The organism is Neisseria sp. HMSC068C04 (genome assembly GCF_001810105.1).
GTDB classification, from domain to species: Bacteria; Pseudomonadota; Gammaproteobacteria; order Burkholderiales; family Neisseriaceae; genus Neisseria; species Neisseria flavescens_B.
In genome coordinates, this window is sequence record NZ_KV799932.1 from 26,703 (window position 1) to 37,277 (window position 10,575).

Annotated in this window: 11 protein-coding genes; 9 read left to right on the plus strand and 2 right to left on the minus strand. The window is 46.8% G+C overall.

Features of this window, described 5'->3' with window-relative positions:
* The first annotated feature begins 89 nt into the window (after window positions 1–89).
* A complete protein-coding gene (locus HMPREF2700_RS04960; RefSeq protein ID WP_003686176.1) occupies window positions 90–437 on the plus strand; it encodes a cupin domain-containing protein in 348 nt (115 codons plus the stop codon).
* Window positions 438–510: 73 nt separating this feature from the next.
* Here the strand turns inward: HMPREF2700_RS04960 and HMPREF2700_RS04965 are convergent, their stop codons facing one another.
* Window positions 511–1,263: a CPBP family glutamic-type intramembrane protease gene (locus tag HMPREF2700_RS04965; protein ID WP_070590690.1), complete on the minus strand. Its 753-nt coding sequence runs from the start codon at window positions 1,261–1,263 to the stop codon at window positions 511–513.
* Between the two features lie 205 nt (window positions 1,264–1,468).
* Here HMPREF2700_RS04965 and HMPREF2700_RS04970 point away from each other — a divergent pair, with 205 nt between their 5' ends.
* A complete protein-coding gene (locus tag HMPREF2700_RS04970; protein ID WP_210389033.1) occupies window positions 1,469–1,867 on the plus strand; it encodes a DUF350 domain-containing protein in 399 nt (132 codons plus the stop codon).
* A gap of 200 nt (window positions 1,868–2,067) precedes the next feature.
* Here HMPREF2700_RS04970 and HMPREF2700_RS04975 read toward each other — a convergent pair whose 3' ends face one another.
* Window positions 2,068–2,910 (minus strand): outer membrane beta-barrel protein, encoded by an 843-nt coding sequence (locus HMPREF2700_RS04975; protein ID WP_070590692.1) that lies wholly within the window; start codon window positions 2,908–2,910, stop codon window positions 2,068–2,070.
* Between the two features lie 402 nt (window positions 2,911–3,312).
* Here HMPREF2700_RS04975 and HMPREF2700_RS04980 point away from each other — a divergent pair, with 402 nt between their 5' ends.
* From HMPREF2700_RS04980 to HMPREF2700_RS05005, 7 genes are all read left to right on the plus strand, one after another.
* Window positions 3,313–4,326, plus strand: a complete 1,014-nt coding sequence (locus HMPREF2700_RS04980; RefSeq protein WP_070590694.1) for an SPFH domain-containing protein — start codon at window positions 3,313–3,315, stop codon at window positions 4,324–4,326.
* A gap of 202 nt (window positions 4,327–4,528) precedes the next feature.
* Window positions 4,529–6,049, plus strand: a complete 1,521-nt coding sequence (locus HMPREF2700_RS04985) for a DUF4178 domain-containing protein (RefSeq protein WP_283129671.1) — start codon at window positions 4,529–4,531, stop codon at window positions 6,047–6,049.
* Between the two features lies 1 nt (window position 6,050).
* The gene (locus tag HMPREF2700_RS11785; protein ID WP_168162736.1) at window positions 6,051–6,197 is read left to right on the plus strand and encodes a hypothetical protein; all 147 of its coding nucleotides are present in this window, start codon (window positions 6,051–6,053) and stop codon (window positions 6,195–6,197) included.
* On the plus strand, window positions 6,194–6,577 hold the full coding sequence (gene speD / locus HMPREF2700_RS04990; protein WP_070590697.1) for an adenosylmethionine decarboxylase: 384 nt from the start codon (window positions 6,194–6,196) through the stop codon (window positions 6,575–6,577). The genes HMPREF2700_RS11785 and speD overlap by 4 nt, the downstream gene beginning before the upstream one ends.
* An 87-nt stretch (window positions 6,578–6,664) precedes the next feature.
* Window positions 6,665–8,356, plus strand: coding sequence for a DUF4178 domain-containing protein (locus tag HMPREF2700_RS04995; protein WP_070590699.1), 1,692 nt, complete (start codon window positions 6,665–6,667; stop codon window positions 8,354–8,356).
* Window positions 8,357–8,424: 68 nt separating this feature from the next.
* Entirely contained in the window at window positions 8,425–10,035 is a 1,611-nt protein-coding gene (locus HMPREF2700_RS05000) for an NAD(P)-binding protein (protein ID WP_070590701.1), read from the plus strand.
* Window positions 10,036–10,102: 67 nt separating this feature from the next.
* The gene (locus HMPREF2700_RS05005; protein ID WP_070590704.1) at window positions 10,103–10,471 is read left to right on the plus strand and encodes a hypothetical protein; all 369 of its coding nucleotides are present in this window, start codon (window positions 10,103–10,105) and stop codon (window positions 10,469–10,471) included.
* Window positions 10,472–10,575 lie beyond the last annotated feature (104 nt).

The window sequence follows — 10,575 nt, forward strand, 5'->3', positions numbered from 1 at the left end:
ACGGCCTTTTTATTAGAAAATAAGAATTATTATTGAGTAATGAGGTAGGTTTTTATAGAATGGAAGCCCTATTTTAAGAAAGGCTTGCCATGAAAGTATCCAATATTTCTGCTGTATTGCTGTCTGCTTTGTTTTCCGTTGCCGTTTCTGCCGCGCCTTTGGGAGAGGTTTCTTCCGAAAACGGTAAAATTTTCAGCGGCGAAAATTACATGGTTGTTAAGAAAGACATGAAGAAAGGGGAGCAGATTAAGCCGCACGATCATCCGGGTTTTAAAACGCTGATTTTTGCCGTTGGAAAAGGAAGCTTTGACGTAACGTTGAATCAGACTGAAAAACATACGGTCGGCGCAGGCTCGGTGTTGAGGTTTGGCGGCGATGCAGTGATTGAGGCAGTTGCAACCGAAGATGCAGATGTGGCAATTACTTTGATTAAGTAAACCGATAGATAATAAAAGGCCGTCTGAAAAATGATGTTTCAGACGGCCTTGTTTATTCAGCCAACCGTTGCGATTAAGCGCAAATCAAATAGATGAAGCCGGAGCCGAAGATATCTGCCAAGGCGTGAATCAGGAAAAACGGCAGCAGGTTTTTGACTTTGTATTTGTAGAAGAAGTAGTACATCAAGCCGAAAACAACGCCGATAACGGTCGCCCAAAGCATGCCTTGATAAGTATGAAAAGAGACGCGCACCAAGGTCGAATAGGCCAATGCCTGCCATTTGTATTTGTCTTCCACGCAGGTTAAAAGGCCGAGGAAACAGAATTCTTCGTAAAAGCCGTTTAAAAGGCCGTAGAGGATGGCCATCGGCGCAAGGGCGGCGAATTTGTCGAAGATGGATAATGGTTTGATGTATTGAAAGATTTCAGTGGTGAAGTAATTGTAGCCGCCGCTTAACGAAGTTACCGCATCGGCGGTCAGACCCATCAGGATAAAAATCACAGGCGTCCAAAACAATACGCCTAAATTAAAGCGAATCGGCAGCTGTTTGAAGTCGAAACGGCGGATAACGAGGTAAATCAAAGCAATAGCAAGCAGCGTCAACTGCAGGCTCATGTTTTCAGAATAAGCCACGCCGGTTACCGCAGTATCGCGTACTTCTTCGGTAGCAGCGGCCGTTTCCACTTGCGGCATCAGGCTGGCGATATAAAGTTGGGTAGAACGGTAGGCAAATTGACCGAACAGGATGGCGGTCACAATCAGCATGTCAAACCAGCGCAGATGGCGCAAAGGCTCTTTAGGGCGGATAGCGGCGAGCATGCTCATAATTCTCCTCTTTACTCTAATTAAATGGCAGTGCGCAATAGTTACATAAACATACAAAAATCGTCAACAATTATCGTAATAAAACATGAATTAAAAATTAGTCTGTTTCAGACGGCCTGAAGCGCTTCTAAAATGCTGTATTTCCGAAGGGTTGATCTTCAAAAATATGGCATAATCACTTTATTGCAAACTAAGGAATCTTATCGTGAGTATTTCTCTGTCCCAATATCTGCTTTACCTGCAATATATGTTGGCAGGTATCGCAATGACTGTAGTTTTCGGTGCCGTATATTTGCGGATTACCCCTGCCGAAGAGTTGCGCCTGATTAAAAACGGCAACCTTGCCTGCGCCTTGTCGTTTGGCGGCGCATTGGTCGGTTTCTGTCTGACGCTTGCCTCAAGCATTGCCCACAGCGTCAGCTTCATCGATTTTATCCTGTGGGGACTTGCCGCAGCAGTGATTCAGATTTTTGTCTATTTCGCTGCAACAATGATGATTAAAGACGCTACCCCAGAACTTATCGGCAACAATGTCGCCGTCGGCGCGTTGTTTGGTGCAGTGTCCATCTCGATCGGTATTTTGAATGCGGCTTGCTTGACTTGATTTTGATGGTCGGTTGGATAGCAAAAGATGTGCTGATCCTGACTCCTGCCTGGAGAAATTATCTGTAGATTTTTTGACTGATAAGGTCTTATGTCTGATGGTATTGGCGTTATAGTGAAATTCTGAAAGCATCAAAAAATTCAGACGGCCTGTTATATACAAGGCCGTCTGAAACGTTTTAACTACTTAAACTCATCAAATTAGAAAGAGTATTGCAATCTTACGCCCGCTTCGTGTGTGTGGTTTTTAGGTTCTATAGATCCCAATTCATATGAGTCATACTCTTCCGTAACGGTAAGGTTCGATTCTTTAACTTTCCAGCCGCGATAGAATGGAGTGAGGCTGATTTTGGAACCGTTCGCGAATTTTTTAGATATAGGCACTTCAACCTCAATACCTTGTCCGCCGCCTTGTTTCATTCGGGTTTCTACCTGGTCGGGTTCGTAAGAATATTGGCGGCCTTTCACGGCACGATTGTAGGCAATGCGGGGAGATATCTCAAAGTTTGCAGGAAGGGCGATATTTACTCCAGTATTGATTTGCGCATATGTGGTTCGGTTTTTGCGGTCATAATCATTAGGATCAATACGGCTGCTTAAGTCTCTCAGAACACGGTGTCCCAAGCCGGCTCCGGCAGTAATGCTAAAGCGATCGTTAATCGGGAGTGTATATTCGTATAAGGCACGGATATCGTATGCGCGGCGTGGTGCATTTTTGAGTGTGGCTGAGCCATAACTTGCTGAATCGTCGATATAATCCTCAGTTATATATTGTACGCTTCCTGTGTAATCTGTTTTACCGCGCGAATAACGGCCTTCTAATTTTGCCGCATGGCGATCGTTGAAACGGTATTTTACGCCGGCATTAATAGACCATAAGTTGCCTTTTTGCTGCATTAAGCGACTACCATCTTTTTCGTATTCGCGATAGGTCTCGTTGTAATATTCGCTACCAACGGTAAATTCAACAGGGCGGGCAGCCTGTGTACTTACGGCAGCAGAGAGTGCTAACACTGCAAAACAGAAATGAGCAGAATTTTTCATATAAATTCCTTTTACTTTATGAAAGCCAATGTGATAATTTGACAATACAGCATGATGAATTTCTAGGATTTGGTAAATATTAACAGGTGTAGTGAACGCTTGGTATAGTGTTTAATGATTTTCTACCTGTATTTGTCTTTTTTATGATATAGCGCAGGTAAAAGCAGAAAAATAGTGTAAAACAGAGTCTGCATGAATTTTAATGATATGTTAATGTTTCTGGGTCGGCTAGTGGGTTTAACACTAAAAATAGATAGAGCAACCCACTCTATTCCCATGCATAAAGACATTTTGAATGTTTATATCATATGACATTCTATTTGTATAAAATAAGCGATATAACCGACTAGGCAAATTGACCTACCCATAAGTTATCCCTTCTTTTTCAAATAAGGAACTGCGATGTTCAACTTTATCAAGAAACAGTTTATCGACGTCATTCAATGGCCGAATCCCGATGACAGCCTGTTGATGTGGCGTTTTCCGATTGCCGATGAGGAGATCCAAAACGGTGCGAGCCTGACTGTGCGTGAGGCGCAGATGGCGATGTTTGTCGATGAAGGCGTGACTGCCGACGTGTTTGGTCCGGGGCGTTACACGCTCAATACGCAAACGTTGCCAGTGCTGACCAACTTGAAAAACTGGGACAAGCTTTTTGAGTCTCCGTTTAAATCGGATGTTTACTTTTTCAATACCAAACAACAGCTTGCACGAAAATGGGGCACATCCCAACCTGTTACCGTGCGCGATGCCGAGTTTGGCGCGGTGCAACTGCGTTCGTTCGGTATGTATTCTTACCGCATCAGCGATCCGGCAAAATTCTTCAAAGAAGTCAGCGGCGTGGCGGCTCAATACAGCGGTGTAGATTTGGAAAACCAGCTGCGCAATATTGCAGTCACCCAATTGGCGGCCGCGTTTGGCAGCTCCGGTATCCCATTCTTGGATATGGCGGCGAACCAAGTTTTGCTGTCGCAAAAAATCGGCGAATTGCTCGGCGCAGAATTTGCCAAGCTGGGTTTGGCGCTGGAAAACTTCACTGTTGAAAGCATTACCTTGCCCGCGTCTATTCAGGCTGCGTTGGATAAGAAAATTTCGATGGGCGTTATCGGCGATTTGGGACGCTACACCCAATATCAAACCGCCGAATCTATCCCACTTGCGGCACAAAATGAAGGCGGACTTGCCGGAATTGGTGCAGGTTTGGGCGTAGGTGCCGGTATTGGTCAGGCGATGGCGGGTGCCATGTCTGGCATGATGCAGCCGAATACGCAACAGGCTCAGCAAAATGCTCAGCCGGTTGCCGAAGATCCGCAGGCGAAACTGGTGAAACTCAAGTCTTTGCTGGATGGCGGTTTGATTTCGCAAGAAGATTTTGATAAGGCCAAGGCTGAAGTGTTGAAGCAGCTGATTGGTTAATCAATTGAAGGCCGTCTGAAAAATATCATTCAAAAGAAGCGTAGCTGCTTCTGTGAAAAGGTTTCAGACGGCCTTTCGAATCATTTGATTGAGTCCGTTCGGCGATTTGGTTTGTTTCTAATTTGAAATCATTGATAAAACCAGTTGATATAAACATTAAGGCCGTCTGAAACACTCCAACCCATTCTGTAAAAGCAAACCCATGTCTCAAACTCCTTTCTTCAAAACCGACTGCCCAAGCTGCGGCGCACCTGTCGAAGCGCATTCTGCTTCTGCTGTGACGCTGGTGTGCGGCTATTGCAACAGCATGCTGGTGCGGCAAGATAACGGCGTTGTCGACTCCGGCCGCGATTCCGCATTGCTGGAAGATTTTAGTCCGCTGCAAATCGGAACCAGCGGCACATTTGTCGCGCAACGCTTTACCTTGGTCGGACGGCTTCAGGTGCAATACGATGATGGTGCGTGGAATGAATGGTATGCGCTGTTTGACGACGGCAGGGCAGGTTGGCTTTCTGAGGCGGGCGATTTGTATGTGATGACCATGCCGGTCGAAATCGATAATCCGCCGAAATTTGAAGACACGCGAGCCGGATTTAGCGAGCTGACTTTTCAAGATAAGCACTATATTGCCTCCGATGTCCGCAAAATCAGCTTGAAACGCGCGGCTGCGCAGGGCGAATTGCCGTTTGTTTTGAAAGAGGATACAGAAAATCGGGTTTCCGATTGGCGTTGTGAAAACCTTTTCATCACGCTCGATTACAACAATAAAACTCCCGAAGCCTTCTTCGGGCGGATGGTAAACCTAGATGATTTGAAGCTGGAAAACACGCGCCACGAAGATGAAATTAAAGAAAGCGCAGGCCGTCTGAAAGGCAGTATTACCTCTGAAAACTGTCCTAACTGCGGCTCATCCATTCATTGGGTGAACGGTCTGACTTCCCATCTGAACTGTCAAAGTTGCGGCAGCGAATTGGCAGTCGGTAAAGATAAAGCGGAGCTTATTACCGCCAATAATCTGCGTTTGTCGCAAAATACGATGTTTACTTTGCCTGTCGGCTCGACAGGCCGTCTGAAAAATAAAGAGTTTCATGTTATCGGCGCAATCCGATATTTAGAAACAGATGCGCAGGAAACATTTGATAACTTGTTCAAAGGTGCCAAACATACATTAGCACCAGAAGGGCAGTGGACAGAGTATCTGCTTTACAACCCAACTCAGGGTTTCTTATGGCTGGTTGAAGCTGATGAAGGTTGGAATATTTCCGAAACCTTGAACGATTGGCCGCGCCTCGACCGCAACCGCCAACCGCAAGGCTATGGCAAACTTTATGACTATGGCGGACGGGTCAGGATTGCCAGCGGAGCGTTTTATTGGCGTGTCCGAAGCGGTGATTTGAATTATTACAGCGATTACCGAGACGGACAAAGCCGTAAGCTTGGTTCCGAACTAAACAGTCATGAAATGGCATGGAGTAGAAGTACCCCCATTGCTTATCGGGAAATTGCAGATGCGTTTAATTTAACCAGCCGCGCACCGCATTACACTGCAAACATGGCGGCAGACGGTATTGATAAATCATTAAGAATCATAATGACCGCCATCTTAGTTGTAGTCAATTTCCCTGCGCTTCTGACCGGTGACAGCTCTGCCGCACTTACCGTCATCTTTATAGGATGCTGGTTGTTGTGGACCATGGGCAAAAAAGACGAAGACGAGGATTAACATGTCGAGAATCACTTACATCATTTTCAGCACCATCATCATCGTCATCTCCATGATCATCAGCTACGGCTCTTCTGACTCCGACGGCACGCGTATGCACTCCGGCGGCTATTACGGCGGCAGTGGTTATTCCGGAGGCCATAAATGACCCATGCCCCCGGTAATCATGGCCTATTGGACTTATACGGCTGCGATGAAGCCATCTTAAAAGATGAAGGCCGTCTGAAAACCGCTTTGGCAGCTGCCGCACAGGCTGCAGAAGCCACCATATTGACTGAACATTTCCACACATTCGGCGGCGCAGGCGGCGTAACCGGCGTTTTGTTGCTTGCCGAGTCCCATATCAGTATCCACACTTGGCCGGAACACCGCTTCGCCGCCATTGACGCATTTATTTGCGGCGGCATGAAATTGGAAAAAGTGAAGGAAATCTTGTGCAGGGAGTTGGCGGCTGAAAGGGCTGTTTGGACGGTTGTGCAACGTGGCGAAGGTATACTAGATGATATACAACTATCGGTTGAACCATAAAATCTTTCCGGCCGTCTGAAAACATATTCAATCCGTTTTCAGACGGCCTTAAACCTTGCGCTGATTAAACTGAAATATTGACGCTATATGGAAAAAACGCCTTTTTTCAAAACCGATTGCCCAAGCTGTGGTGCGCCTGTGGAGGCGTATTCCGCTACTGCCGTGACGCTGGTGTGTGGCCATTGCCGCAGTATGCTGGTTGCTGGAAGCGGTAAGGGGAGGAGTGGATATTTTGTTGCCAATTCAGGGCGTGATTCTGCGCTGATGGAGGATTTCAGTCCGTTGCAGATTGGGACGAGAGGCGTTTTTGATGATCGGAAATTTACGCTGATTGGGCGATTGCAGGTGCATTACGATGTCGGCGCATGGAATGAATGGTATGTCTTGTTTGATGACGGGCAGACCGGCTGGCTTTCCGAGGTTGGCGATTTATATGCGATGACATGTTTGCTTACTCAGAAGAGGAGACGGGGGCCGAAAAATTTTAAGTCGGTGAAAGCAGGTTCCAGTTCGTTGATCTTTAATGGCCAAACCTTTATTGCGTCAGACGTTCGCACCATACATTACCGTAATACCGATGCGCAAGGCGAGTTGCCGTTCAACCTATCTGGGAATCAAGCGACAGGCGAGGTTTGCGACTGGCGACGGGGCAATTTGTTTTTGACCTTGGATTATTCGACTTTTCCAATGAACTCCTACTTCGGACGCATAGTCAGTTTGGACAGTTTGAAGCTGGAAAATAAGCGCAGTGATGATGAAATCCGTGAAAGTGCAGGCCGTCTGAAAGGAGATATTCTTTCTGAAAACTGCCCACATTGCGGCACTCCTGTCCATTGGCCAAGTGGTGTTACTTCTTTCCTTTTGTGTCAGTCTTGCGGCAGTAGTTTGAACACGACAAAAGATACTGTTGCGTTGATGGAGGCAAATGCCCAAAGGAAAGAACAAGAAAACCTGTTTACGCTTTCCATTGGTACGAAAGGCCGTCTGAACGATACAGAATATCTGATTATCGGAGCTGTAAGATTTGCCGAAATACCGTCTTATAACCAAAATCAGTCTGAATACTGGACGGAATATCTGCTTTATAACACGCAGCAAGGGTTTGCCTGGCTGATTGAGTCTGGAAAACGCTGGCGGTTGTCAGAAACCTTACACACATGGCCGGACTTTGATTCAAGTGGCAATCCTGCCGGTGAAATGTTGATTGATCATTACCGCGGACAGGTCGAGGCAGCGGCTGGTGCTTTTTATTGGAAAGTCAAACAAGGCGATTTGCTTCATTACAAGGAATATAGCGGCAAGAAAAGTTATGGCCGGAATGTCATTCTGTGTTCTGAGCAGAGCAAGGATGAAATAGTCTGGAGTAAAAGCAGTCCTGTGTCTTACCGTCAAATGAGAAAGGCATTCGGCCTGTCTTTTGATACTAAGGAGATGCTCTCTTACTGGCTGAAGGGCGACAATAGAAATATTGGGAGTAGAGATAATGTAGCCCGTATCATTGCTATGCTGATTCTTATCATCGTCAACCTTCCGGCCTGGTTGTCGCCGCATCTACGTAGCCCTGTCGGCATAGCGATCAGTCTGTGTGCGTTGGTATGGATATGGGTTTCTGACAGATATAAAAACGATCGTGATTACGAAGAAGAACGGGTAGGGACGATTATTTTCTTTGCTTTCATCATTTTCCTTACCGTCTTGTTCAACTATGTCAAAGCGGAAGACAGCGACTCATCGGATTCCGGCAGCTCCTATCATGGATATTCGGCAGGGCATAAATAACGCAAGACCTGATTAACCTCGTTGTGCCGTTTTACTTTTATTTTTTCAGACGACCTTTTTTATAAAACATGCTAACCCGCCGTCAATTTCTCAGCTATACCGCCGCGCTTGGTGCTGCTTCTGCTTTCTCTTGGCAGACTTATAAATACCTCAACCGCAAACCGCCGGTTTCTATTAACCGTGTCGGCTTGCCGTTGGGGCATTTGTTGCGCGACGGGGAATTGCTCAATCGGCCAACCCGTTGTTATGAATGCAATACCTTGATACTTGGCGGCGGTGCGGCGGGTTTGGGGGCATTGTGGTATTTGGCGAAGCATCATCACCGCGATGTATTGTTGGCGGAAGGGTTTGAACGCAATGGCAACAATGCCGCCTATACATCTTCAGACGGTCTGAAAGCGCCGAGCGGTGCGCATTATTTGGCTTTGCCGTCGAAAGAAAGCGTGTATGTGCGCGAGATGTTGGCGGATTTCGGTATCTTGCAGCCGGACGGCAGCTTTAGGGAAACCGATTTGGTCTATGCACCCGAATCGCGCCTTTTGTATCAGGATAAATGGGTGGAACATTTATTGCCGAAAGAAGATGCGGATTCCAAACGGTTTTTTGATTTGATAGGCCATCTGAAACAGGCTTACGGCAATGACGGTAAGAAAATTTTTGCCATTCCGATTGCGCTGTCATCGGCAGATGAGACATGGCGCAAACTCGATAATCTGGCCTTTCAACAATGGCTTGAGCAAGAAAGTTATAACTCGCCCGAGCTTTTATGGTATCTCGATTATTGTTGCCGCGACGATTACGGACAAGGCATAGGGCAAGTGTCTGCCTTTGCCGGACTGCATTATTTTGCCGCCCGTAACAGCGCGGAAACCGTCCTCACTTGGCCCGAAGGTTTGGCGCATCTTTCTGAAAACCTGCGCCGTTATGCCGGTTTGCAGGAAGGCTGGCAATGGCCGTCTGAAAGCAGTATCCGTTTGGAGAAGCCTGCTTCGGTTAATGCTTCCGCCGTCAAAATCAAACCGCTTTCAGACGGCCGGATTGAAGTGTGGCTGCGTGATAATGAAAAAGGGGAAACCGTTGCCGTCACCGCGCAACACGTTATCTCCGCCATGCCGCTGATGGTTGCCTCCCACATTATTGAATCTCCCGAACAATTTGGTCTGGACATCCCAGAATACGCGCCATGGCTGGTTTCCAATTTTGAACTGCACAGTTTCCCGAAAGAAAAAAACAACAGCGAACTTGCATGGGACAACGTGGTTTATGGCAGTCAAGGGCTGGGCTATGTTGTTGCGACCAATCAGCTTATCCGGGTTGCCCGTCCTGAACGCACGATTTTTACCGCCTATGCCGCGCTCAACCACGATACGCCACAAGCCGTCCGCCGCCAGCTGCTTGAAGCAAGCGACGAAGAGCTGCTCCAGCTTGCCGCCCAAGATTTGCTTACCGCTTACGGCGAAGGCTTTTGGCGGCACGTTTCCCGTGTTGACATTACCGTTCGCGGGCATGGCATGAGCGTGCCGAAGCCCGGCTATTTAAGCAATAAGGCTTTATTAAAAATCAGAAATCGAAATTCTGGATTGTTGTTTGCACACAGTGATTTAAGCAGCTATTCGGTCTTTGAAGAGGCTTTGTATTGGGGTGTGGAAGCGGCACGGAAAGTGTTGGGGCAGGGATAATTGAATGGAGCAGATGCTGGGCTAAATATCTGTTTGTATTCAAATTTCAATTCTAAAAGGAAACTATATGAAATATTCGAGCTTTTCTCTGATTGTTGCCTTAGGGTTAGGGAGTGCGGCATTTGCCTCTGCTGAAAAAATGCTGCCTCTGAATGAAACAGGCTGCATTGACCAACCCTTACAGGTTAAACGTGGCCAAGTGTTTGGTTTTAATAGTTCGGCAGATGCCGGTTTAGTGCTTTCATTCGCGCCTGTCAGTCCCAGTATCGTTGTGAAAGACCCGAAAGGCAAACGGATTGCTTTGGAAGTAGGGGCTGATGGAGATGAGCCTGAAAACCGCTTCAGCTTTGCCGAAATCAATCAAAAAGGACGTTACACCATCCGCTTCCCGAGAGCAGGTAAGATTGAATCTTTGTGTGTTAATGCCGCCAGTTAGGATAAATATTAAGCCAAATAATGCTTGATTCGGTATGCTTGCAGTAAAAAAAAGGCCGTCTGAAATCATATTCAGACGGCCTGAGACCTTTGCAAAATTCCCCA

What these genes read in the sequence shown, in the direction of transcription:
- HMPREF2700_RS04960 (WP_003686176.1), top strand. Translation starts at nt 90, where the DNA reads ATGAAAGTATCCAATATTTCTGCTGTATTGCTGTCTGCTTTGTTTTCC.
- HMPREF2700_RS04965 (WP_070590690.1), bottom strand. Translation starts at nt 1,263, where the DNA reads ATGAGCATGCTCGCCGCTATCCGCCCTAAAGAGCCTTTGCGCCATCTG.
- HMPREF2700_RS04975 (WP_070590692.1), bottom strand. Translation starts at nt 2,910, where the DNA reads ATGAAAAATTCTGCTCATTTCTGTTTTGCAGTGTTAGCACTCTCTGCT.
- HMPREF2700_RS04980 (WP_070590694.1), top strand. Translation starts at nt 3,313, where the DNA reads ATGTTCAACTTTATCAAGAAACAGTTTATCGACGTCATTCAATGGCCG.
- HMPREF2700_RS04985 (WP_283129671.1), top strand. Translation starts at nt 4,529, where the DNA reads ATGTCTCAAACTCCTTTCTTCAAAACCGACTGCCCAAGCTGCGGCGCA.
- HMPREF2700_RS11785 (WP_168162736.1), top strand. Translation starts at nt 6,051, where the DNA reads ATGTCGAGAATCACTTACATCATTTTCAGCACCATCATCATCGTCATC.
- speD (WP_070590697.1), top strand. Translation starts at nt 6,194, where the DNA reads ATGACCCATGCCCCCGGTAATCATGGCCTATTGGACTTATACGGCTGC.
- HMPREF2700_RS04995 (WP_070590699.1), top strand. Translation starts at nt 6,665, where the DNA reads ATGGAAAAAACGCCTTTTTTCAAAACCGATTGCCCAAGCTGTGGTGCG.
- HMPREF2700_RS05000 (WP_070590701.1), top strand. Translation starts at nt 8,425, where the DNA reads ATGCTAACCCGCCGTCAATTTCTCAGCTATACCGCCGCGCTTGGTGCT.
- HMPREF2700_RS05005 (WP_070590704.1), top strand. Translation starts at nt 10,103, where the DNA reads ATGAAATATTCGAGCTTTTCTCTGATTGTTGCCTTAGGGTTAGGGAGT.